Origin of the sequence: Pseudomonas sp. CC120222-01a (genome assembly GCF_003097235.1) — a bacterium.
In the GTDB taxonomy this organism is placed as follows: Bacteria; Pseudomonadota; Gammaproteobacteria; order Pseudomonadales; family Pseudomonadaceae; genus Aquipseudomonas.
In genome coordinates this window covers 1-23,995 of sequence record NZ_QEQQ01000036.1, presented here as the reverse complement: position 1 = coordinate 23,995, position 23,995 = coordinate 1, and the positions used below count along the sequence as shown (strand labels likewise).

Annotated in this window: 18 protein-coding genes and 1 pseudogene; 12 read left to right on the top strand and 7 right to left on the bottom strand. The window is 64.3% G+C overall.

Going from position 1 to position 23,995, the window contains the following annotated elements:
- Nucleotides 1-111: 111 nt before the first annotated feature.
- Both N430_RS27710 and N430_RS27705 read left to right on the top strand, forming a co-directional pair.
- On the top strand, nt 112-534 hold the full coding sequence (locus N430_RS27710) for a cytochrome c5 family protein (RefSeq protein WP_027917003.1): 423 nt from the start codon (nt 112-114) through the stop codon (nt 532-534).
- Nucleotides 535-761: 227 nt separating this feature from the next.
- Nucleotides 762-2,618, top strand: a complete 1,857-nt coding sequence (locus tag N430_RS27705; RefSeq protein WP_110639857.1) for an acetyl-CoA hydrolase/transferase C-terminal domain-containing protein — start codon at nt 762-764, stop codon at nt 2,616-2,618.
- Between the two features lie 113 nt (nt 2,619-2,731).
- On the opposite strand, the gene N430_RS27700 is transcribed toward N430_RS27705, so the two are convergent.
- Both N430_RS27700 and rep read right to left on the bottom strand, forming a co-directional pair.
- Nucleotides 2,732-3,304 carry a xanthine phosphoribosyltransferase gene (locus N430_RS27700; protein WP_003253535.1) on the bottom strand — a complete coding sequence of 191 codons (573 nt, stop codon included), beginning with the start codon at nt 3,302-3,304 and terminating at the stop codon, nt 2,732-2,734.
- A 65-nt stretch (nt 3,305-3,369) separates the two neighbouring features.
- Nucleotides 3,370-5,379 (bottom strand): DNA helicase Rep, encoded by a 2,010-nt coding sequence (rep, locus tag N430_RS27695; RefSeq protein ID WP_110639858.1) that lies wholly within the window; start codon nt 5,377-5,379, stop codon nt 3,370-3,372.
- 299 nt (nt 5,380-5,678) lie between these two features.
- Here rep and N430_RS27690 point away from each other — a divergent pair, with 299 nt between their 5' ends.
- The gene (locus N430_RS27690; RefSeq protein ID WP_110639859.1) at nt 5,679-7,346 is read left to right on the top strand and encodes a bifunctional diguanylate cyclase/phosphodiesterase; all 1,668 of its coding nucleotides are present in this window, start codon (nt 5,679-5,681) and stop codon (nt 7,344-7,346) included.
- 100 nt (nt 7,347-7,446) lie between these two features.
- On the opposite strand, the gene N430_RS27685 is transcribed toward N430_RS27690, so the two are convergent.
- Nucleotides 7,447-8,829, bottom strand: coding sequence for a NorM family multidrug efflux MATE transporter (locus N430_RS27685; protein ID WP_110639860.1), 1,383 nt, complete (start codon nt 8,827-8,829; stop codon nt 7,447-7,449).
- Nucleotides 8,830-8,985: 156 nt separating this feature from the next.
- Here N430_RS27685 and N430_RS27680 point away from each other — a divergent pair, with 156 nt between their 5' ends.
- The 3 genes and pseudogenes from N430_RS27680 (at nt 8,986) to N430_RS30130 (ending at nt 12,088) form a co-directional block, all read left to right on the top strand.
- Nucleotides 8,986-9,912 (top strand): LysR substrate-binding domain-containing protein, encoded by a 927-nt coding sequence (locus tag N430_RS27680; protein ID WP_110639861.1) that lies wholly within the window; start codon nt 8,986-8,988, stop codon nt 9,910-9,912.
- A gap of 277 nt (nt 9,913-10,189) precedes the next feature.
- Nucleotides 10,190-11,230 (top strand): annotated as a pseudogene (locus tag N430_RS30135) (Cache 3/Cache 2 fusion domain-containing protein); the annotation flags it as partial.
- Nucleotides 11,228-12,088, top strand: a complete 861-nt coding sequence (locus N430_RS30130; RefSeq protein WP_371922807.1) for a methyl-accepting chemotaxis protein — start codon at nt 11,228-11,230, stop codon at nt 12,086-12,088. The pseudogene N430_RS30135 and the gene N430_RS30130, both read left to right, overlap by 3 nt.
- A gap of 143 nt (nt 12,089-12,231) precedes the next feature.
- On the opposite strand, the gene N430_RS27665 is transcribed toward N430_RS30130, so the two are convergent.
- Nucleotides 12,232-13,617, bottom strand: coding sequence for a VOC family protein (locus N430_RS27665; protein WP_110639864.1), 1,386 nt, complete (start codon nt 13,615-13,617; stop codon nt 12,232-12,234).
- A 203-nt stretch (nt 13,618-13,820) separates the two neighbouring features.
- Nucleotides 13,821-14,711 carry a LysR family transcriptional regulator gene (locus tag N430_RS27660; RefSeq protein WP_110639865.1) on the bottom strand — a complete coding sequence of 297 codons (891 nt, stop codon included), beginning with the start codon at nt 14,709-14,711 and terminating at the stop codon, nt 13,821-13,823.
- A 136-nt stretch (nt 14,712-14,847) separates the two neighbouring features.
- Here N430_RS27660 and N430_RS27655 point away from each other — a divergent pair, with 136 nt between their 5' ends.
- Nucleotides 14,848-16,338: an aldehyde dehydrogenase family protein gene (locus tag N430_RS27655; RefSeq protein WP_110639866.1), complete on the top strand. Its 1,491-nt coding sequence runs from the start codon at nt 14,848-14,850 to the stop codon at nt 16,336-16,338.
- Between the two features lie 165 nt (nt 16,339-16,503).
- Nucleotides 16,504-17,790, top strand: a complete 1,287-nt coding sequence (locus N430_RS27650) for an FAD-binding oxidoreductase (protein ID WP_110639867.1) — start codon at nt 16,504-16,506, stop codon at nt 17,788-17,790.
- A gap of 100 nt (nt 17,791-17,890) precedes the next feature.
- Here N430_RS27650 and N430_RS27645 read toward each other — a convergent pair whose 3' ends face one another.
- On the bottom strand, nt 17,891-19,318 hold the full coding sequence (locus N430_RS27645; RefSeq protein WP_110639868.1) for a mechanosensitive ion channel family protein: 1,428 nt from the start codon (nt 19,316-19,318) through the stop codon (nt 17,891-17,893).
- 222 nt (nt 19,319-19,540) lie between these two features.
- Between N430_RS27645 and ycaC the strand changes: the two genes are divergently transcribed.
- From ycaC to N430_RS27625, 4 genes are all read left to right on the top strand, one after another.
- On the top strand, nt 19,541-20,170 hold the full coding sequence (ycaC, locus tag N430_RS27640) for an isochorismate family cysteine hydrolase YcaC (protein ID WP_110639869.1): 630 nt from the start codon (nt 19,541-19,543) through the stop codon (nt 20,168-20,170).
- A gap of 115 nt (nt 20,171-20,285) precedes the next feature.
- A complete protein-coding gene (locus N430_RS27635; RefSeq protein ID WP_110639870.1) occupies nt 20,286-20,594 on the top strand; it encodes a hypothetical protein in 309 nt (102 codons plus the stop codon).
- A 40-nt stretch (nt 20,595-20,634) separates the two neighbouring features.
- Complete coding sequence (locus N430_RS27630; RefSeq protein ID WP_110639871.1) at nt 20,635-21,453, top strand: alpha/beta fold hydrolase; 819 nt, start codon at nt 20,635-20,637, stop codon at nt 21,451-21,453.
- 338 nt (nt 21,454-21,791) lie between these two features.
- The gene (locus N430_RS27625; protein WP_165837395.1) at nt 21,792-23,633 is read left to right on the top strand and encodes an amidohydrolase; all 1,842 of its coding nucleotides are present in this window, start codon (nt 21,792-21,794) and stop codon (nt 23,631-23,633) included.
- A 58-nt stretch (nt 23,634-23,691) separates the two neighbouring features.
- Here the strand turns inward: N430_RS27625 and N430_RS27620 are convergent.
- Nucleotides 23,692-23,995 (bottom strand): integrase core domain-containing protein (locus tag N430_RS27620; RefSeq protein WP_133248881.1); only part of this gene is annotated, 304 nt, incomplete at its 5' end.

Here is a 23,995-nt window from a genome sequence, read left to right as displayed (position 1 = left end):
ATACCCCTTTCCTGAGTAGGGTCGTTCCACGGTTTCCGGGTTCCCGCTATACTTTTCAACGCTCGCATTACCGTGGCCGCGGGCGTGATTAGCCACCATGAGGGTGTTCGCGTGAACCAAATCAAGAAGATGCTGGCCGTACCAGCAGCCGTATTCGCCCTTTGGGCAATGAGCGCAACCGCAGCGACCAACGATGAGCTTGCCAAACGCCTTGAGCCGGTCGGCCAGGTGTGTGTGCAGGGCCAGGAATGCAAGGGCATGGAAGTGGCAGCCGCAGCCGGCGGCGGCGGGGCCAAGACCCCGGATGACGTGATTGCCAAGCATTGCAACGCCTGCCACGGTACCGGCTTGCTGGGGGCGCCGAAGATTGGCGACGGGGCAGCGTGGAAAAAGCGTGCTGACGAGCAGGGTGGAGTGGACGGGCTGCTGGCCAAGGCCATTACCGGCCTGAACGCCATGCCGCCGAAGGGCACCTGCGCGGATTGCTCGGATGATGACCTGAAAGGGGCCATCAAGAAAATGTCCGGGCTCTGAGCCACAATTGAATTGCACCAAGCCCGCCTATTCCGGCGGGCTTGGTATTTGTGCTGCCAGTGCCGGCCTCTTCGCGGCTAAAGCCGCTCCCACAGGTACAGCGCAGGGTTCAAGGGCTGTGAGGTCCCTGTGGGAGCGGCTTTAGCCGCGAAGGGGCCGGCACAGGCAACCAACCCGTTTGAGCCCATGTCCAACCCCTGACCCCATGGATGATTCAGGAGGCCACGATGCACCTTTGCTCCATCGACCAGGCCGTCGAGCAAGTCCTTTCCCAATTGCCAGCCCACATTCACATGGGCCTGCCGCTGGGCCTGGGCAAGCCCAACGCCTTCGTCAACGCGCTGTACGCCCGCGTGCGCGAATTGCCGGAGCGGAGCCTGACAATCTACACGGCGTTATCCCTGGGCCGGCCACCCTTGGGCGACGGCCTGCAAAGACGCTTCCTCGAGCCCTTCGTCGAACGCGTGTTCGCCGACTACGAAGAACTCACCTACCTCACCGACCTGCGCAACGACAACCTGCCACCGAACATCCGCGTCGAGCAGTTCTTCATGCAGCCCGGCAGCCTGCTGCACAGCGAAACCGCCCAGCAGGACTACATCAGCAGCAACTACAGCCACGCCGCTCGCGACATCAACGCCAAGGGCCTGAACCTGATCGCCCAGCTGGTCGCTGCCACGCCGGAGAAACCGGTCCACCTGAGCCTGGCCTGCAATCCCGACATCACCCTCGACCTGCAGCCGATGATCGCCAAGCGGCGGGCGGCAGGTGAAACCATCCTCATGCTCGGCCAGGTGCATACCGAACTGCCCTACATGCCGGGCGATGCCGAACTGCCGATCGACGCGTTCGACCTGTTGATCGACGAAGCGGAGCAGCGCCGGCTGTTCTCTACCCCGAACATGCCGGTTACCACCCAGGACCACTGCATCGGCCTGCACGCAAGTTCACTGGTGCGCGACGGCGGTACTCTGCAGATCGGCATCGGTGCCATGGGGGATGCGCTGGCGGCCGCGCTGCTGGCGCGCCAGGGTGACAACGAAGGGTATCGCGCCTTGCTTGGCGAACTGGACGTCGGCCCGTGGCAAACGTTGATCGAGCGGGAAGGGGGCCTGGATGCCTTCGCTCAGGGCCTGTACGGGTGCAGCGAAATGTTCGTCAACGGCCTGCTGGCGCTGGCCGAGGCCGGCGTGGTGCGGCGCCCGGCGGACGAGCAGGGCGTCCTGGTGCATGGTGGGTTCTTCCTCGGCCCGCAGGCGTTCTACCAGCGTCTGCGCGAGATGCCGCTGGAGCAGCGCGCCCGGTTCGCCATGACCCGCATCAGCTACATCAACGAACTGTACGGGCAGGAAGACCTCAAGCGCCGCCAGCGCCGCGATGCGCGCTTCGTCAACACGGTGTTCGGCATGACCCTGCTCGGCGCCGGGGTGGCCGATCAGCTGGAGGACGGGCGCGTACTCAGCGGGGTCGGCGGGCAATACAACTTCGTTGCCCAAGGCCATGCACTGGAAGGAGGGCGCTCGATCCTGCTGCTGCGCAGCTGGCGAGAGTCGGGCGGTGAGGTGACATCCAACCTGTTCTGGCAATACGGCCATTGCACCATTCCGCGGCACCTGCGCGATATCGTGGTGACCGAGTACGGCATTGCCGATTTGCGTGGGCAGACCGACAGCGAGGTGATTGCGCGGCTGCTGGCGGTGAGTGATTCGCGGTTCCAGGGTGAGTTGATGGAACAGGCCAAGCGTGCCGGCAAGCTGGCCAGGGACTTTCAGCTGGATGCGCGGTTTACTGACAATACGCCTGAGCGGCTGGAAGCGATCAAGGCGCGGCATGCGCGACTGTTCCCCGAATATCCGCTGGGCACGGATTTCACGGCAGAAGAACGGGATTTGTTGCGGGCGCTGAACTGGTTGAAGAGCAAGTTCAAGCTGAGCGAGGTGTTGGAGCTGGGCAAGGCAGCACTGGAGGCGCCGGGGCCGGAGGGGTATGAGGCGCACCTGGTGCGGATGCAGCTGGCTCGGCCGCAGGGGTTGAAGGAAGAGCTTTACCAGCGGTTGTTGCTGGCGGGGTTGGCGGCGGCCTGATAGAGAGGGTTGCGGCCATTCGCGGGCATGCCCGCTCCCACAGGTACTGCACAGCATTCAAAACCTGTGCGGTACCTGTGGGAGCGGGCTCGCCCGCGAAGCAGGCGACGCGGTTACTCGATGAACGAAACCACACCACCTTCCAGCGACTTCACCCGGGCCAGCGATTCAACGCGGTAGCCCTGGCTGTCCAGCTCGGCACGGCCGCCCTGGAACGACTTCTCGATGACGATGCCCAGGCCGGCAACGGTGGCACCGGCCTGCTTGATGATCGAGATCAGTGCCTGCGACGCCTTGCCGTTGGCCAGGAAGTCGTCGATCACCAGCACGCGGTCGCTGCTGTTGAGGTGGCGCGGCGAGATGGCCACGGTGTTCTCGGTCTGCTTGGTGAAGGAGTACACCGAGGCGGTCAGCAGGTTCTCGGTCAGGGTCAGCGACTGGTGCTTGCGCGCGAAGATCACCGGTACGCCCAGCTTCAGGCCGGTCATCACTGCCGGGGCAATGCCCGAGGCTTCGATGGTGACGATCTTGGTCACGCCGGCATCGGCGAACAGGCGGGCGAACTCGTCACCGATCAGCTGCATCAGCGCCGGGTCGATCTGGTGGTTGAGAAACGCGTCGACTTTGAGAACCTGATCGGAAAGCACGATGCCTTCTTCGCGAATCTTCTGATGCAGTGCTTCCACTGTGGTATTCCTCGATGTAACAAAGGTGGCCGCTGAAAGCGGCAGATTTAAAGAATAAGGGTTGATCAGCGTTTGAGCATCGCCCGGATATCGGCCAGGGCGTTGTTGCCGCGTGCGGCCTTCACCTCGACCGGCGCGTCGTCCAGGCCTTCCCAGGCCAGGTCGTCCGGTGGCAATTCATCGAGGAACCGGCTTGGCGTGCAGTCGATGATTTCACCGTACTGCTTGCGCTTGGCGGCGAAGGTGAAGGCCAGGGTCTGGCGCGCGCGGGTGATGCCCACGTAGGCCAGGCGGCGTTCCTCTTCGATGGTATCGGCCTCGATGCTGGAGCGGTGGGGGAGGATTTCCTCCTCCATGCCCATGATGAACACGTAAGGGAATTCCAGGCCCTTGGAGGCGTGCAGGGTCATCATCTGCACACCCTCGGCGTTTTCTTCCTCTTCCTGCTGGCGCTCGAGCATGTCGCGCAGTACCAGCTTGCCGATGGCGTCCTCGATGGTCATGTCACCCTCTTCGTCCTTCTCGAGGGTGTTCTTCAGCGCTTCGACCAGGAACCAGACGTTGCTGATGCGGAACTCCGCCGCCTTGTCGCTGGCGGTCTGCTGGCGGATCCAGTTCTCGTAGTCGATGTCGCGGATCATCTCGTGCAGCGCGGCAATCGGGTCTTCCAGGGCAACCTTGTGGCGCACGCCGTCGAGCCAGTGCTTGAAGCGCTGCAGGCGCTCGGTGTAGCGGGCGTCAAGGTGCTCGCCCAGGCCCAGCTCCTCGCTGGCGGCGTACATCGAGATGCCGCGCTCGGTGGAATAGTTGCCGAGTTTTTCCAGGGTGGTCGAGCCGATCTCGCGGCGCGGCACGTTGATCACCCGCAGGTAGGCGTTGTCGTCGTCCGGGTTCACCAGCAGGCGCAGGTAGGCCATCAGGTCCTTGACCTCCTGGCGGCCGAAGAAGCTGTTGCCACCCGACAGGCGATACGGCACCTGGTGGTGCTGCAACTTCAGTTCAATCAGCTTGGCCTGGTAGTTGCCGCGGTAGAGGATGGCGAAGTCGCTGTACGGGCGGTTGGTGCGCAGGTGCAAGGTGAGGATTTCCATGGCCACGCGTTCGGCCTCGGCTTCCTCGTTCTTGCAGCGGATCACGCGGATCTCGTCGCCCACGCCCATCTCGCTCCACAGCTGCTTTTCGAAATCATGCGGGTTGTTGGCGATCAGCACGTTGGCGCAGCGCAGGATGCGGCTGGTGGAGCGGTAATTCTGTTCGAGCATGACGATCTTCAGGGAGGGGTAGTCCTCCTTGAGCAGCATCAGGTTCTCTGGGCGTGCGCCACGCCAGGCGTAGATCGACTGGTCGTCATCGCCCACCACGGTGAACTGGTTGCGCATGCCGATCAGCATCTTCACCAGCAGGTACTGGCTGGCGTTGGTGTCCTGGTATTCGTCCACCAGCAGGTAGCGCACGCGGTTCTGCCAGCGTTCGAGCACGTCGGGGTGCTCCTGGAACAGCTTGACCGGCAGCAGGATCAGGTCGTCGAAGTCCACCGCGTTGAACGCCTTGAGCGTGCGCTGGTAGTGGGTGTAGACGATGGCGGCGGTCTGCTCGCGCGGGTTGCGCGCCTTTTCCAGGGCTTCGGCGGGCAGGATCAGGTCGTTTTTCCAGGCACCGATCATGTTCTTGATCTCGTCGATGCCGTCGTCGCCGGAGTATTCCTTCTGCATGATGTCCGACAGCAGCGCCTTGATGTCGGATTCATCGAAGATCGAGAAGCCCGGCTTGTAGCCCAGGCGCTCGTGTTCCTTGCGGATGATGTTCAGGCCCAGGTTGTGGAAGGTGCACACCGTCAGGCCACGGCCTTCCCCCGGACGTAGCAGGGTGGCGACCCGCTCCTTCATCTCGCGGGCGGCCTTGTTGGTGAAGGTCATCGCCACGATGTACTGGGCACGGATGCCGCAGTTCTGGATGAGGTGGGCAATCTTGCGCGTGATCACGCTGGTCTTGCCCGAGCCAGCACCGGCGAGCACCAATAGAGGGCCGCCGACGTAGTCACGGGCTTCCTGTTGCCGGGGATTGAGTCGGGACATGCTAGAAACCGGGGGTCGCCAGAAAATAGCCGCGCATTCTAACAGGCATGGGCCAGTTGTGGCGCGACCGTCTGACGTTTGAGTCAGACTTTTGTTCAGGGATAAGCATTAGTGAAACTAATGCTATTCACCGGAAAAATCGTAATTGCCGGTTTGACGACTTTCCCGCAGGATGCACGTCAAAATGCGACGGGAGGCACTGTAGGCAAAGGATATGTCTAAAAGTGAAAATCATTTTCATTTATGCAGTAGCATGTCCGACATCCAACGCTATACCTTTCGAGCCTTAAGGAGCCCGCTTGTCCACGCCTGTCGAACCTTTGCGTTTGCTGCTGTTGGCTGATGAGCCGGAATGGGCCGCCTTATTACGCGAATGCCTGCTACCGCTGGACGGTACTGCCGTATTGCTGACCGCGCCGAACTGGGCGGCGGTCGATACCCTGTTCAGCCATGACCGCCAGGCCGTGGTGCTGGCCACGCCGGCCTTGCAGCCTGCACCTGGGCGCTGTGAACTGCCGACCATCCTGTTGCTCGACCATGAACCAGACACTGCGCCCACTGGCGTCAGTGACTGGCTGGTACGCGACCAGCTCAACGTCGATGCCCTGCGCCGCTCGCTGCGCCATGTGCGCGAGCGCGGTGTGCTGGTGGCCACCTTGCAGCGCCTGGCCGAGCAGGACCCGCTGACCGGCATTGCCAACCGCCAGGGCTTCCAGGCCCTGCTGACCACGCGCCTGGCCGAGAACGAAGGCCGCGGCGTGGCCCTCGGCCACCTGGACCTGGACAACTTCCGCCATGTCAACGACGCCCTGGGTCATCAGTGCGGCGACCGCCTGATCCTTCAGGTGGTGGCGCGCCTCAAGCAACAGCTGGAGGCTGGCGATCAGCTGGCGCGCCTGGGCAGCGACGAGTTCGCCCTGCTGATCGACACACGCCGCGATGCCAACCGCGCAGAATGGATCGCCGAACGCATCGTCGAGGCCTTGGCCGAACCCTACTGGATCGACGGCGAGAGCCTGTTGCTCGGCTGCAGCCTGGGCCTGGCCCACGCCCGTGCCCAGGGCGGCCCCGACCCGCTGATGTGGCATGCGCACATCGCCATGCGCCAGGCCAAGGGCAGCCAGGGCTGCACCTTCCACGTATTCAACGAACGCATCAACCGCAACGCGCGCAGCCTGGCCGACCTGGAAAGCGAGCTGCGTCGGGCGCTGCGCCGTGACGAACTGGAATTGCACTACCAGCCGCGGCTGAACCTTGCCGATGGGCGCATCGTCGGCCTCGAGGCCCTGGTGCGCTGGCGCCATGCCGAGCGCGGCCTGCTGCCGCCCAGCGAATTCGTGCCGCTGGCCGAACAGAGCGGGCTGATCGTGCCGCTGGGCTACTGGGTGATTTCCCGTGCCCTGCGCGACATGCAGGCGCTGCGCGAACAGGGGCTGGAGCCGCTGCACATGGCAGTGAACCTGAGCTTCCGGCAGTTCCAGGACAGCCAGCTGCTGGCCACCCTGAGCCGGTTGATCATCGAGCACGGCGTGGATGCCCGTTGGTTGGAATTCGAACTGACCGAAACCGCGGTGATGCGCCGCAACGAGCTGGTGCGCCAGACCATGGACGCCCTCGGGCGGCTGGGGGTGCGCTTCTCGCTGGACGACTTCGGTACCGGTTTCTCGTCGTTCGTGCACCTGAACAGCCTGCCGATCACCTTGCTCAAGGTCGACCGCAGCTTCGTTGCCGAGATGGAGATGCGTGAAGAGAACCGCAAGCTGGTGCACGCCATGATCAACCTGGCGCACAACCTCAATCTGGAAGTAGTGGCCGAGGGTGTGGAAAGCCCGGAACAGATGGCCTTGCTGCGCGGGTTCGGCTGTGACCAGGTGCAAGGGTTCCTGGTCAGTAAGCCGCTGCCGGTGGGGGAGTTGATCGATTATCTGATGCAGGCATCCTGCCGCCCCCTCTTGGCTGCCCTCTAGGGCCCTTTCGCGGGCGTGCCCGCTCCCGCAGGAGTATCACCGGCTTCGAAGGCTGGGGTGTACCTGTGGGAGCGGGCTCGCCCGCGAATAGGCCCTCCAGTCAGGCCGGAACGGCAGCCCCAACGCCGGCCTTGCGCAGCAACCGCTTCATCCGCCACTCAAAGCCAATGGTCAGCGCCACCGCCGCACAGGCCAGCCCCAACGCCAGCCCCCACCAGATCCCCACCGCGCCGCCACCGAGGTTGAAGGCGAACAGCCAGGCACTCGGCGCCCCCACCAGCCAGTAGCAGCACAGCCCGATCAGGAACGTGGTCTTGGCGTCCTTCAGCCCACGGATCGAGCCCATGGCGATGGTCTGCATGCCATCGAACAGCTCGAACCACGCTGCCACCATCACCAGTTGCACGGCCAGCTGATAGATCGCTGCAAAGCCAGGATCATTGCGGTCGATGAATGCCCCCACCAGCGCTTCCGGCAGCAGCAGGAACAACGCCGCAAAGGCAAACATGATCGTTGCCCCGAAGCCGATCCCCACACGCCCGGCACTGCGGGCGGCCAGCAGGTTGCCGGCACCATAGTAGAGGCCCACGCGCATGGTCACTGCATACGACAGCCCGGTCGGCACCATGAACGCGGTGGAGACGATCTGCAGGGCAATCTGGTGCGCCGCCAGTTGCGTGCTGCCCAGCACGCCCATGCACAGTGCGGCGAAGGCGAACAGCCCGACTTCCACCATGTAGGTGCCGCCAATCGGCAGGCCCAGCCGCCACAGCTCCCGCAGGGCAGGCAGCGAAGGGCGCGACAGCCCTTTGCGCAGCGGGTAGTCGGCATAGGCCGGGTGCCAGCGGATGTACAGCGCCAGGGCGATGGCCATGCCCATCGACACCACCGCGGTGACCAGGCCGATACCCATCAGGCCCAGCTTCGGCAGGCCGAACATGCCCTCGATCAGGGCGACGTTGAACAGGTAGTTGAGCACCGTGCCGACCAGGCTGATCACCATCACCGGGGTCGAGCGCCCCAGGGCACTGGTGAAGCCGCGCAGGGCCATGAACGTCAGGTAGCCGGGCAGGGCCAGTGGCAGCAGGGTAAGGAACTCGGCGGCCGAGTTGACGTTCTCCGGCTGCTGGCCGAACAGCAACAGCACCGGTTTCAGGTTCCACAGCACCAGTGCCGCCAGCAGCGCCAGGCCCCAGGCCAGCCACAGGCCGTTCTGCGCCAGACGGGTGGCGCCCTCGATATCGTTGGCGCCCTTGCGGATCGCCACCAGCGTGCCGACGGCGGCGATCACGCCCAGGCAGAAGATCGACACGAACGAATAGCTTGCCGCGCCAAGGCCGCCACCGGCCAGGGCCTGCGGGCTGATGCGGGCCATCATCAGGGTGTCGGTGAGCACCATCAGCATATGCGCCAACTGCGAGGCGATCAGCGGCCCGGCCAGGCGCAGCAAAGCCTTGAGTTCTGTGGTGGGCGCGACATGCATGGGGGTGTCCTTCTTCCTGATCCTGTGAACAAGGCGACGATTCTGAGGCTTCGGTCAACTTTGCACAAAAGGATAAATGCGATGGTTGGCATGAGTTGAACTCATGCATATATGATTCTGTGCATTCCATTCCCACCCCCGGATGACAGGTGCCCCATGTCCCGCCAGCTGCCTCCCCTGTATGCACTACGCGCATTCGAAGCGGCTGCGCGGCTTAGCTCGTTCACCCGTGCCGGTGAGGAGCTGTCGATCACCCAGAGCGCGGTGAGCCGGCATATTCGCACGCTCGAAGAACACTTCGCCTGCCGGCTGTTCGTGCGCAGCGGTCGCAGCCTGCAGTTGACCGAAGCGGCACGGGTGCTGCTGCCCGGTGTGCGTGAAGGCTTTGCGGCGCTGGAGCGCGCCTGCGATACCTTGCGCGGGGAGGATGACATCCTGCGCATGAAGGCGCCGTCGACCCTGACCATGCGCTGGCTGCTGGCGCGGCTCAGCCGCTTCCGCCATCTGCAACCCGGCAACGAGGTGCAGCTGACCAGTGCCTGGATGGATGTCGACCATGTGGACTTCAACCAGGAACCATTCGATTGCGCGGTGCTGCTCAGCGACGGGGTGTTCCCGGCGGACTGGGAAGTGCGTCGGTTGTTTTCCGAGCTGTTGATCCCGGTAGGTGCGCCGGACCTGTTGAAGGAGGGGCCGTGGGACGAGCGGCGGCTGGCGGGTATCGAGCTGCTGCACCCGACCCCCGACAAGCGCGACTGGCGCGAATGGCTGGAGCGCATGGGGCTTAGCGACAAGGTCTCACTCAAGGGTGGGCAGGTGTTCGATACCCTGGAGCTGGGCATGATCGCGGCGGCGCGGGGTTACGGTATTTCGATGGGCGACTTGCTGATGGTCGCCGAGGATGTGGCTCAGGGGCGCTTGAGTTTGCCGTGGCCGACGGCGGTGCCCAGTGGCATGGACTATTACCTGGTGTGGCCGCGGACTCGGCCAGGCGGGGAGCGGTTGCGGCGGTTGAGCGTGTTTTTGCAGGAAGAGGCGGAGGCGGTGGCCTTGCCGGTTGTGGATATCCTGCCAGCTCTTTGACTGCCTGTACCGGCCCTTTCGCGGGCACGCCCGCTCCCACAGGATTACCGCAGGCCCGAAGCTGGCACTTTACCTGTGGGAGTGGGCGTGCCCGCGAAAGGGCCGGTACAGGCAAAAGGAAAACGTTTGCGAATACCCCGGCCCGACACTCAAGTATTCAGAAGCGACGCCGATCTAGTGGCACTAGCGTCCCGGAAGAGGACGCGCTTCCCGTCGATATCAAGCGGGTGGTCAGCGTGATCAGGGACGATCCCGGCCTCTTGCCAGGAGCTTCTTCATGTCTCAACCGCGTGCCCGAATTGCCTCGCAACTCGGTGTCGCCCTCGCCGTCGTGCTGGCGCTGGTGATTTCCGGGAGTACCCTGTTCGCCCTGCGTGCGCTGGACGACGCCAACCTCGCCACCCGCCAGGCCCACCTGGCCAGCGAAGCACGGCTGCTGGCCGACCAGCTCGATACCTTCCACGGTTCGCTCAAGGACAACACCCAGCGCCTGAGCGGCCTGTTCGAGCGCCGCTTCGCCTCGGGCCTGTCGCTGCACGCTGGCGAGACCGTGCAGGTCGCAGGCCTTGCCACGCCCGCCCTGTACCTGGGCGATCGGCTGCTGAACAACGATTTCCAGGTGGTCGACGAATTCCAGCAGATGACCGCCGGCATCGCGACCCTGTTCGTGCGCAGTGGCGATGACTTCGTGCGCATCAGCACCAACCTGAAGAAACAGGACGGCACCCGCGCCATCGGTACCCAGCTCGACCGCCAGCACCCGGCCTATACCAAGCTGCTGGCTGGGCAGATGTACGTTGGCCGCGCCGTGCTGTTCGAGCGCAACTACATGACCCGCTACGTGCCGGTCAGCGACAGCAGCGGCCGGGTGATCGCGGTGCTGTTCGTCGGCTTCGACTACACCGACGCGCAAAACGCCCAGTTCGCCAATCTCAAGCGCTTCCGTATCGGTGAAACCGGCTCCCTGGCCATTCGCGATGAAAAAGACCAATGGCTGGTGCCACCGGCCAATGCCGACCAGGACCTGTTCAGCGCCAGCGCGCCGTTCGCCGAGGGCCCCTGGACCGTGGTCGCCAGCATGCCGAAGGCGGAAATTCGCGAAGTGACCTGGAGCGTCGGCCTGCGCCTGGCCATTGGCAGCCTGCTGGCGATGCTGCTGGCCGTGGCTGCCACCCTGTGGCTGCTGCGCCGCAAGCTGCGGCCGCTGGACGACCTGGTGCGCCAGGCCGAGGCACTCGGTGCCGGCGACCTGAATGCGCGCCTGAGCGTGTCCAGCCACGACGAGATCGGCCAGCTGGCGCGCAGCTTCAACCAGATGGGTGAGGCGCTGGCAACCATGGTCGAACACATTCGCAGTGCCTCCGAGCAGGTCAGCAGCCGTGCGCGTTCGCTGTCAGGGCTGTCTACCGGAGCCTGTGAGGGCATGGACCAGCAGTCTGGCGAGATCACCAGCATGGCCGGTGCGGTGGAGGAGTTCAGCGCGACCTCGATGAACATCGCCGACAACATGGCCGGTACCGAGCGCATGGCCCGTGACAACGCTCAGCAGACCCGCATCGGCCGCAGTGCCATGGACGAAGCGTCGAGCTCGCTGCGGCAGATTGCCGAAGCGCTGGGCGGTACTGCCACCGTGATGGACAGCCTTGGTGCGCGTTCGCAGGAGATCGGCGGCATCATCAGCGTGATCACTGCGATTGCCGAGCAGACCAACCTGCTGGCGCTGAACGCCGCCATCGAGGCTGCCCGGGCCGGTGAGCAGGGCCGAGGCTTTGCCGTAGTCGCGGATGAAGTGCGTGGGCTGGCTGCGCGTACGCGCCAGGCGACCGATGAGATTTCTGGGATGATCACCAGCATCCAGCAGCAGACCGGGCACGCCATCAATACCCTGGAGCAGGGCAATCAGCTGATGCAGGAAGGGCTGGCGCGCAACGACAAGGTCGCCGAAGCGCTGGCGCGGATCGATGAGCAGAGCCGTACCGCGGGTGAACAGTTTGCCGTGATCAGCACGGCGACCCAGGAGCAGAGCAGCACGGCCACCGTGCTCAGCCGCAACCTGCAGAGCATTGCCCAGGCCAACAGCGAGCAGCGCGATGTGGCCAATGAACTGGCCTTTACCGCGAAGGAGCTGGAAGGGTTGGCGGCGCAACTGCGCCAGGAAGTGGACCGCTTCCGCTGAGATTGCAGGGGGCCGCTGTGCGGCCCTTTCGCGACACAAGGCCGCTCCCACAGGTACAGCGCAAGCTCAGGGCCTGTGGTGATCCAGTGGGAGCGGCCTTGTGTCGCGAAAGGGGCGCAAAGCGCCCCCGGCCATCCTGAGTCTTACATCGAACCCAGGTTCAGCGCCTGGGCACAAGCCTGCAACGAGCGCCGCTCGCTCTGCGCATACAGCGCCAGCTCATCCTGCACCTGCAGCCCCAGAGCCGCCTCGAAAGCCTCGCGGTTGGCATTGCTGCCATACTCGGCCTGGCCCTCATCCCCCAGGTTCGACTGGAAGATCCCCGCCGCACTCACTGGCAGGAAGTCCTCGTATACCAGCGCCTCGAAGTGCACATGGCCGGCCGCGATCAGGCCTTCCAGCGTCGTCGGGCGGTCCTGCTGGTCGCGCTGCGCCATGCCTTTCTCCGTGGCGAAATAGCGGAAGTACGCCAGGCCCTGTTCACGCATCTGCGCCAGGTCATCCGGGAATGCAGCGAAGCTTTCCTGCAGCAGCGCCATGTAGCGCTCGGCATTGGCCTCGGCTGGCGCGCCACCCAGGGCGGCGCGGGTGGCGTCGAGCAGCTTGTCGTACAGTTGGCGGCCCTTCGGCGTCAGCGCCGCGCCGCGCTGTTCGATCTCGCCGAAACGGGCGGTGTGGCTGCCTTGGTGATCGCTGAACGCAACCTGCTCCTGCAGCGCCTTGAAGCTGGTCTGGCGCAGCAGGATCGGGTGGCGGCGGGTCGGTGGGCCTTCGACCACGGCTTTCGGCGGGATGCCCTTGGCCGGCATGCCGACCTGGATCGCGTCGATGTCCAGGGTGCGCGGGGTCAGGTGGTTGATGTGCGGGCCTTTGAAGGCCACCACGTCGGCGATCAGGCGGTGCTGGTCGTGCAGCTGCTGGTACTGCTCGGCAGTGACCGTGGCGTCCTGGTGCCAGCGGAAGGTGTGCAGGGCTTCGCCGACGAATTCGTCGGCATCGGCTGCGTTCAGGCCGCCATCGCGCTCGGATTGGGCAATGAGTTCGAGTGCGCGAGCGGTGAAGATCTTGCGCTTGGCGAGGATGCCCTGGGCCAGTTCGCGCAGTGGCAGGTTGTCGATCAGCTCCAGGCGCAGCAGCGAGGTGAACACGCGGAACGGGCTGACGTGCAGCGACTGCTCGTGCACGGCGCGGAATGCGGTGGAGTGCACCGGCACGCCAGCGGAGCTGAGGTCGTAGTAACCGACCGGCGCCATGCCCATCACCGCGAACAGGCGGGCGATGGTGGCCAGCTCTTCGGCCGTGCCGACACGGATGGCGCCGTGTCGCTCCTGGTCCAGGCGCTCGATCTCGCCGGTCCAGCGCAGGGCTTCGGCCACCTTGGGCTGCTCGGCCATGACCTGCTGGTTGATTTCGCTCACCAGCTCCAGCAGCGTGCCGTACAACGGCACTTCCTGTTTGTACATGAGCGACATGGCGGCAGAGAACTGCGCGCGGATGCTGTCGGGGCTGACGAAATCGTGGGCGGGCATCGCTAGCTTCCTGGTTAGGTTCGGACGCTTACATGAAAGCTGGGAATGCACTTGGCTCACAAGCGAAAAAAAGTGAGTGTGTCATTCCTTTTTTGATCGACCTCAAGGGCCCTTTCGCGGGCACGCCCGCTCCCACAGGGATTGTGCACAGTCTGAGCCTTATGCAGGACCTTGTGGGAGCGGGCGTGCCCGCGAAGAGGCCCTCAAGCCTGAAGTTGCTCGCGAATCCATTCCACCAGCGCCCGTACCTTCGGCACCTCCGCCGCATGCTCGGCATACGCCAGGTAATGTTTACCGGCACTGCGCATCGCATGATTCCACGGAATGACCAAGCTCCCCTCAGCCAGCTCTTTAGCCACCAGATACCGCGGCACCAACGCCACCCCACACCCGGCCTGCGCCGCACTCAACGCCATATAGAACGTATCGAAGCGCGGCCCGTGGTAGGCGCTGACGCTGTGCAACCCCAGCTCCAGGAACCATTCATGCCAGGCCTCGGGCCGCGACGTGCTCTGCAGCAGCACCATCTCCGCCAACTCACCCGCATCCCCCAGCTCGCGCCCGGCCAGCAATTCCGGCGCACACACCGGCACCACCTCTTCGCCGAACAGCTCCACGCAGGTCGCCCCCGGCCAGGTGCCCTGGCCGTAGAAGAACACCACATCCGCCGAGCCCTGCAACAAGGCGAACGGTTCCATCTCGTTGCGGATGTCGAGGTGGATGTTCCCGTGGCGTTTGCCAAAGCCCTTGAGGTGCGGGATCAGCCAGCGCACGCCAAAACTCGGTTGAGTGGCTACCTTCAATATCTCGGTCTGCTCGCCGTAGGTGAGCACGTAGCGGCTCGACATGTCGACCTGGGTGAGGATCTTGTTGACCTCGGCCAGGTACAGGCTGCCTGCGGGCGTGAGTTGCAGGCGCCGGCGGATGCGCAGGAACAGGTGGTGGCGCAGCATCTCTTCAAGCTGCGCCACCTGCTTGCTGACCGCGCTCTGGGTCAGGTGCAGCTCTTCGGCGGCACGGGTAAAGCTCAGGTGACGGGCTGCAGCTTCGAAGCACTGCAGGGCGGTCATGGAGGGCACCAGGCGTTTGGACATAGCGGTCTCTGCGGCTCAAATCATTACCTGACGGAATGATATGCGGAATAAAGGTCGTTTGTTGCACCGGTGTGATCGGATTAATACTGATCCACATCATTTTTCCACCCCATCACCCGATGTAGGAGAAGCACAAATGGTTGCTGGATTGCTCGAGCGCCTTGGCGTTGCCGCCGAGGCTTACACCCAGGGCGACTACCCTGTTCACACGCCGATCGACGGCAGCCAGATCGCCAAGGTGAAATTGCTCGGCAAGGCCGAGACCATCGCCCGCATCGATCAGGCCCAGAGCGCTTTCGAAGCCTGGCGCAGCGTGCCGGCCCCGCGCCGTGGCGAGCTGGTGCGCCTGTTCGGCGAAGTGCTGCGTGAGCACAAGGCCGACCTCGGCGAGCTGGTCTCGATCGAAGCCGGCAAGATCACCCAGGAAGGCCTGGGCGAAGTGCAGGAAATGATCGATATCTGCGACTTCGCTGTCGGCCTGTCGCGCCAGCTGTACGGCCTGACCATCGCCTCCGAGCGCCCGGGCCACCACATGCGTGAAACCTGGCACCCGCTGGGCGTGGTCGGCGTGATCAGCGCCTTCAACTTCCCGGTGGCCGTATGGGCCTGGAACACCGCGCTGGCCCTGGTGGCCGGTAACTCGGTGGTGTGGAAGCCGTCCGAGAAGACTCCGCTGACCGCCCTGGCTTGCCAGGCGCTGTTCGAGAAAGCCTTGAATGCCTTCGGTGACGCCCCGGCTGGCCTGGCACAACTGGTGATCGGCGGCCGTGAAGCTGGCGAAGCCATGGTCGACGACCCACGCGTACCGCTGGTCAGCGCCACCGGCAGCACCCGCATGGGCCGTGAAGTGGGCCCACGTGTTGCCGCCCGCTTCGGTCGCAGCATCCTCGAGCTGGGTGGCAACAACGCCATGATCCTTGCCCCGAGCGCCGACCTCGACCTGGCCGTGCGCGGCATCCTGTTCTCTGCGGTCGGCACCGCCGGCCAGCGCTGCACCACCCTGCGTCGCCTGATCGTGCACCGCTCGATCAAGGACGAAGTGGTTGCCCGCGTCAAAGCCGCCTACGGCAAAGTGCGCATCGGCGACCCACGCAAGGACAACCTGGTCGGCCCGCTGATCGACAAGCAGTCGTTCGACGCCATGCAGGGTGCACTGGCCAAGGCCCGTGACGAGGGTGGTCAGGTGTTCGGCGGTGAGCGTCAGCTGGCCGAGCAATACCCGAACGCCTACTACGTGTCGCCGGCCATCGCTGAAATGCCGGCCCAGAGCGACGTGGTGCGCCACGAAACCTTCGCGCCGATCCTCTACGTGCTGGCCTACGACGAGTTCGAAGAGGCCCTGCGCCTGAACAACGAAGTGCCACAAGGCCTGTCGTCGTGCATCTTCACCACCGACATTCGCGAAGCCGAGCGCTTCCAGAGTGCTTCGGGCAGCGACTGCGGCATCGCCAACGTCAACATCGGCACCAGCGGCGCCGAGATCGGCGGGGCGTTCGGTGGCGAGAAGGAGACTGGCGGTGGTCGTGAGTCCGGTTCCGATGCCTGGAAAGGCTACATGCGTCGCCAGACCAACACCGTGAACTACTCGCGCGAGCTGCCGCTGGCGCAGGGTATCGTGTTCGACTGATGGATTGATGCTGCATGGCCGGGGGCTTAGCCCCCGGTTCGCGGGCAAGCCCGCTCCCACAGGGTCCCCACAGCCTTCGAAACTGTGAGGTCCCTGTGGGAGCGGGCTCGCCCGCGAATGGGCCGCACAACGGCCCCAACAAGAACAACATGCTGGAGCCGGGCCATGTCCGAACTGCGTCAACAATGCTTGTGGGAACACGTCAGCCAACCGAGCGTCGCCAGCCAGGCCCTGGCCGGGGAACACAAGGCCGATGTCTGCGTGATCGGCGGCGGCATCACCGGCCTGTCGGCGGCCATCCACCTGCTCGAACAGGGCAAGTCGGTGATCCTGCTGGAGGCCTGGAAGATCGGCCACGGCGGCTCCGGGCGCAACGTCGGCCTGGTCAACGCCGGCACCTGGATCCGCCCCGATGACGTCGAGGCAACCCTTGGCCAGAAGCAGGGCAGCCGCCTGAACAAGGTGCTGGGTGAAGCCCCGGCTGAAGTGTTCGCCATGATCGAGCGCCTCGGCATCGACTGCCAGGCCCAGCACAAAGGCACGCTGCACATGGCGCACAACGCCACCGGCATTGCCGACCTCGAGGCCCGCCACGAGCAATGGCGCCGCCGCGGTGCCGACGTTGAGCTGCTGACCGGCGCCCAGTGCCAGGAATACTGCGGTACCGACAAGATTTCCGCCGCGCTGCTCGACCGCCGCGCCGGCACCATCAACCCGATGGGCTACACCCAGGGCCTGGCCGCCGCCGTGGCGCGCCTGGGCGGCAAGCTGTTCCAGCAATCCTCGGTCGAAGGCCTTGAGCGCGATGGCGATGCCTGGCGGGTGAAGACCGCGCGTGGTTCGGTACGCGCCGAGAAAGTGGTGATTTCCACGGGTGCCTACACCGAAGGCGACTGGAGCAACCTGCAGAAGCAGTTCTTCCGGGGTTACTACTACCAGGTGGCGTCCAAGCCGCTGCACGGTGCGGCAGCCGACAAGGTGCTGCCGCACGGCCAGGGTTCGTGGGACACCCGCACCGTACTCAGCAGCATCCGCCGCGACGACCAGGGCCGCCTGCTGCTGGGCAGCCTCGGCCGGGTCGACAACAAGCCGGCCTGGTTCGTGCGCAGCTGGGCCGACCGGATCCAGAGCCATTACTACCCGGAACTGGGCAAGGTCGAGTGGGAAATGCACTGGACCGGCTGCATCGACTTCACCCCGGACCACCTGATGCGGCTGTTCGAACCGGCGCCGGGGCTGGTGGCGGTGACGGGCTATAACGGCCGTGGCAACACCACCGGGACCGTGATTGGCCGGGCGTTTGCCGAGTTCCTGCTGAAGGGCGAGGCGGACAGCCTGCCGATTCCGTTCTCGCCGATGACGGGCGTGAGTGCGCCTTCGCTGCGCACAGCGTTCTATGAGTCCGGGTTCTCTCTGTACCACGCCGGGCAATGCCTGAGAGTGGTGTTGTAAGCACTGGCCTCTTCGCGGGCATGCCCCACAGGTACCGTGCGATCCCTGTGGGAGCGGGCGAGTCGAGGCGTCGAACCGCCGCGAAGAGGCCGGCACAGGCTTACTTGTGCAACCAGCTCAGGAAGCCACCCTTCTTGATCGAAACCGGCTTCTGCAACAACAACGATTCCCGGCTCTGGCGCCTGAACCGCTGCAGCTTGCTCAACGCGGTCTGCACCTCCCCACGCTGTACCAGGCAGCTCTTCACCTGTTCCTTCTCGATCCGGTACAGCACGCAACTGGTCAAGGTCCGGAACTCGGCAAATGAGTCATCTTCATCGATGATCCCCTCGATCCCCAGCACCTCACCCGGCCCCATGCGCCCGGCCTCCAGCAGCTTGTCACCATCGCGCACCGACGCTGAAACCACGCCGCTGCCAATCACCAGTAAATGATCGGACTGCTCGCCCACCTCCAGGATCACCTGGTCGGCCAGGTACTCCACAGCGGTCATGCGCTGGCTCAAGGCATCCCGTTCTTCGCCACTCAGCGAGCGGAACACCCGCACCTCGTCCAGCACTTCGCGCTGGCGGCTGCGCGGTGGCATGGCCAGGTCGACGTTCCACATCACGCCGCTGGCTTCCAGGTGGCGGTGCGCCAGGTCGAACAGCTGGTTGCGGGCCTCGGTCTTGCCGCCCATGTCAGCGATGAAGCCACTGGCCTCGTACTCCACCGACTCCAGGGTCGAGACCTTCACCGAGACCTTGGGCTTGGGTGAGGGGAGGATCGCGCTGGTGCCCTGCAGGGCTTTCTCCAGGGCATCGAAAACCCGCTTGGGGCGTACCTTGGCCGGCACCACCACACAGATCGACACCCCGTTCACATCGGCCGGGCGGCTGTGGTTGAGCAGGCGCGCCTTGGCCGCCACCGAATTGGGGATCACCGCCAGGCTGCCACTGCCGGTGAGCAGGCGCGTGGCGCGCCAGTCGATATCCAGCACCTTGCCCTCGGTGCCGTCGATGGAGATCGAATCGCCAATCTGATAGGGCCGCGTGGTGTTCAGCACGATGCCGCTGAACACGTCGGCCAGGGTGCTCTGCAGCGCCAGGCCGATGACGATGGCCATCACCCCGGAGGTGGCCAGCAGGCCCTTCACCGGCAGTTGCAGCACGTAGCCCGCCGCAGCGACCACGGCCACGAGGAAGATCAGCGCCCCCAGCACATCCTGCAGCAGGCGCCCGCCGTGGCTGCCACGGGCCACCAGCAGCAGGCCGAACACCACCGTCACCGTTCGCGCGCCGAACAGCCACCAGCCGATGGCCAATACCGTGGCGATCAGGTTGCGCGAGACATCGTCGGGCCACGGCGGCGGTTGCAGCGGGCTCATCCCGGCAGCCACCAGCACCGCACTGAACAGCAGGAAGATCACCAGCCGCGTGCCGATGCGCCAGGCCCGGCGCTGGATCGGGATCAACTGCCAGAGCACGAGGTCGAGCAGGATCAGGACGGTACCGAGCAACAACGGGGACGACTGGATGAACGCCAGCATGGAGGTCTCGGGGGTGTGGGGAGGGCTGTGCGTAGTAATAGAGCAGCTTGCTCGGGCAAGCAATGAGGCCAGCAAAACAACTGCCAACAGATCGTTCCTTAAATGGAACGCTAAAGCCAAAAACCGCTATCTACCGCTCCAAAGGTAGTGGTTTTAATCTTCTCCCATCAACGCGAAACACCCAACTTACTGAACTAATCAAAACCCTTAGGAGCTACGACCATGACCAACTTCAAATACAACCGCCTGAACAAAGACGACGCCGCCGTTCTGCTGGTTGACCACCAGGCTGGCCTGCTGTCCCTGGTCCGCGACATCGAGCCGGACGCGTTCAAGAACAACGTTCTGGCCCTGGCCGACCTGGCCAAGTTCTTCAACCTGCCGACCATCCTCACCACCAGCTTCGAGCAAGGCCCCAATGGCCCGCTGGTGCCAGAGCTGAAAGCACTGTTCCCGGATGCCCCGTACATCGCACGCCCAGGCCAGATCAACGCCTGGGACAACGAAGACTTCGTCAAGGCGGTGAAGGCCACCGGCAAGAAGCAGCTGATCATCGCCGGCGTAGTGACTGAAGTCTGCGTGGCCTTCCCGGCGCTGGCGGCCCTGGAAGAAGAGTTCGATGTATTCGTGGTGACCGATGCCTCCGGTACGTTCAACGCGATGACCCGCGACGCCGCCCACGACCGCATGAGCCAGGCCGGCGCACAACTGATGACCTGGTTCGGCGTGGCTTGTGAGCTGCACCGCGACTGGCGCAACGACATCGAAGGCCTGGCCGCGCTGTGCTCCAACCACATCCCGGACTACCGCAACCTGATGACCAGCTACAACGCCTTCAACGCCAACAAGTAAGCCGCTCCCCCGGGCACCGCCAGGCGGTGCCCGGCAAGGGCAGCACACCTATCCAATCCTCCGCCCGTCCGCCGTTGCACAGTGGATGCGGGCAAGCTCATCCCAAGGAACGCTGATGAACACCGCACCCATAGACAACCGCGAAGTAGTGACTGTATGCCTGCAACATAAGGTTATCGCTAGCCCGGAAGGCACCACGGCAGCGCAACCGCCGCGCTGGAAGCAGGCGCTGCTGACCTACCTGGTGATCTGCCCGATGACCATGGTCATCCCGCAATTGCTGGCGCCGCTGTTTGCGCGCTTCCCACAGCTGGGCGGCCCGATCAGCGGCAACCTCATCGTCAACCTGTTCGTCATCCTGCCCGTGGTGTTCTACATCATGCCTTGGGTAACCCGCCGCTGCGCCAACTGGCTGCGCGGCTGAGCCAGCGCCTTCACCTCGACACTTTCAAGGAGATACCGACATGACCACTTTCGTTACCCGCGACGGCACTTCGATCTATTACAAGGACTGGGGCAGCGGCAAACCGGTGCTGTTCAGCCACGGCTGGCCACTGGACGCCGACATGTGGGACTCGCAGATGGAGTTCCTGGCCAGCCGCGGTTTCCGCGCCATCGCGTTCGACCGCCGTGGCTTCGGCCGTTCGAGCCAGCCGTGGAGCGGCTACGACTACGACACCTTCGCCGACGACATCGCCCAGCTGATCGAGCACCTCGACCTGCGTGACGTGACTTTGGTGGGCTTCTCGATGGGTGGGGGTGATGTCAGCCGCTACATCGCCCGCCACGGCAGCGAGCGGGTGGCCGGGCTGGTGCTGCTGGGCGCGGTGACGCCAGTATTCGGCAAGCGTGAGGACAACCCGGAAGGCGTCGACCTGTCGGTGTTCGAAGGCATTCGTGCTGGCTTGCGTGCCGATCGTGCGCAGTTCATTGCCGATTTCGCTGCGCCGTTCTATGGCATCAACCATGGCCAGCAGGTGTCCCAAGGTGTGCAGACCCAGACCTTGAACATCGCCCTGATGGCCTCGATCAAGGGCACCCTGGATTGCGTGACCGCGTTCTCGGAGACCGACTTCCGCCCGGACATGGCCAAGATCGATGTGCCGACCCTGGTGATCCACGGCGATGACGACCAGATCGTACCGTTCGAGACCACTGGCAAGCAGGCGGCGGAGCTGATTCGCGGGGCAGAGCTGAAGGTGTATGCCGGCGCGCCGCATGGGTTTGCCGTGACTCATGCGCAGCAGCTGAATGAAGACTTGCTGGCGTTCCTCCAGCAGTAACGGTGGGAGGCATTCGCGGGACAAACCTGCTCCTGCAGGAGCGGGCTTGTCCCGCGAAGAGGCCAGCCCAGGCAGCAAAAACTTGATCAGGGCTAACCTTCTACGACCCACCGCACATCCGTGCAATCCCTGGCCTTGCACTCAGCGGCATGCTCCGCAGTTGCGCCTGCCGCCGCCGCACCCAGATGGAGAAGCCCATGCCCCAGGACCGCAACGACAAGACTCGTCGCCAGTTCCTCGCCACCAGCACCGTGCTAGGTGCCGCCGGCGCCCTCTGGTCCGCATTGCCCTTCACCGGCCAAGCCGGTTCCGCCCACGCATCCACCCAAGGAGGTTCCATGACCGCCGACCTGATTCTGTTCAACGGCAAACTGCACACCGTTGACCGCGAAAAGCCCACCGCCACTGCCGTTGCCATCAAGGACGGCCGCTTCATCGCCGTGGGCAACGACGCCGAGGCCATGGCCCACAAGGGCAGCGCCACGCAGAACATCGACCTCAAGCAGCGCACGGTGATCCCGGGCCTGAACGACTCGCACCTGCACCTGATCCGCGGTGGCCTGAACTACAACCTGGAACTGCGCTGGGAAGGCGTGCCGTCGGTGGCCGATGCCCTGCGCATGCTCAAGGACCAGGCCGCACGCACCCCGACCCCGCAGTGGGTGCGTGTGGTCGGTGGCTGGAACGAATTCCAGTTCGCTGAAAAACGCATGCCGACCCTGGAAGAAATCAACCAGGCCGCGCCCGACACCCCGGTATTCCTGCTGCACCTGTATGACCGTGCGCTGCTCAACCGCGCCGCGCTCATGGCTGTCGGCTACGACAAGACCACGCCGAACCCGCCGGGTGGCGAGATCCAGCGTGACAAGTTCGGCAACCCGACCGGCATGCTGATCGCCCGCCCCAACGCGATGATCCTCTACGCCACCTTGGCCAAGGGACCGAAACTGCCACTGGAATACCAGGTCAACTCCACCCGCCAGTTCATGCGCGAGCTGAACCGCCTGGGCCTGACCAGTGCCATCGATGCCGGCGGCGGCTACCAAAACTTCCCCGATGACTACTCGGTGATCCAGGAGCTGGCCGACAACAACCAGCTGACCGTGCGCATCGCCTACAACCTGTTCACCCAGAAGCCCAAGGAAGAGCTGGACGACTTCCGCAAGTGGACCTCCAGCGTCAAGTTGCACAGCGGCACCGACTTCCTGCGCCACAACGGCGCTGGCGAGATGCTGGTGTTCTCCGCTGCCGACTTCGAGGACTTCCTCGAGCCGCGCCCGGACCTGCCGCAGACCATGGAAGAAGAGCTGGAGCCGGTGGTGCGCCACCTGGTCGAGCAGCGCTGGCCATTCCGCCTGCACGCCACCTACAACGAATCGATCACGCGCATGCTCGACGTGTTCGAGAAGGTCAACCGCGACATCCCGTTCAACGGCCTGCCGTGGTTCTTCGACCACGCCGAAACCATCACCCCGCAGAACATCGAGCGCGTGCGTGCGCTGGGTGGCGGTATCGCCATCCAGGACCGCATGGCCTTCCAGGGTGAATATTTCGTCGACCGTTACGGCGCCAAGGCTGCCGAGCAGACCCCACCGATCAAGCGCATGCTTGAGATGGGCGTGCCGGTGGGTGCCGGTACCGATGCCACCCGGGTGTCCAGCTACAACCCGTGGACTTCGCTGTATTGGCTGGTCAGCGGCAAGACCGTCGGCGGCATGGAGCTGTACAAGGAAGGCCTGGATCGCGAAACCGCACTGCAGCTGTTCACCCAGGGCAGCGCCTGGTTCTCCAGCGAGCAGGGCAAGAAGGGCCAGATCAAGGTGGGCCAGCTGGCCGACCTGGCGGCATTGTCGCTGGACTTCTTCAGTGTCGATGAAGAATCGATCAAGGGCATCGAGTCGGTGCTGACCATTGTCGATGGCAAGGTCGTGTACGGTGCCGGCGAGTTCGACAAGCTCGGCCCGCCGCAGGTGCCGGTGCTGCCGGAGTGGTCGCCGGTGGTCAAGGTGCCGGGGCATTGGCGCGTGGGCACGCCGTCGCTGGCGGCGGCCGTGCACCAGTGCTCGGGGCCGTGCGGGGTGCATGCGCACAGCCATGACAAGGCGCGTCAATCGAGTGTGCCGGTCAATGACTACCAGGGCTTCTGGGGAGCGTTGGGTTGCTCGTGCTTCGCGTTCTAAGTTGAGCTGTGTCTAGTCCTGAAATAGGTTTACACCTGTTCAGGTAGGCCGACAGGCCTCAAAACGCCCGATGCACCGCATCGGGCGTTTTGTTTTTCAGGGCCATATGGGGCCGTTCTGTGTTGTAGATCTGCACTGCCTCATCAACCATCTTCCTCGCCTGCTCAAGATCTTCAGGGCTCCTCAACAGCAGCTCCGTCTTGAGGATTCCGTTGATGCGCTCCGCCAGCGCGTTCTGATAACAGTCATACCCATCAGTCATGGAGCACTGAACGTCGTGCCGTTGGTGCAGTGACTGGTACAGCGTCGAGCAGTATTGGATGCCTCGATCCGAATGGTGGACTAATGGCTGGCGACGACGT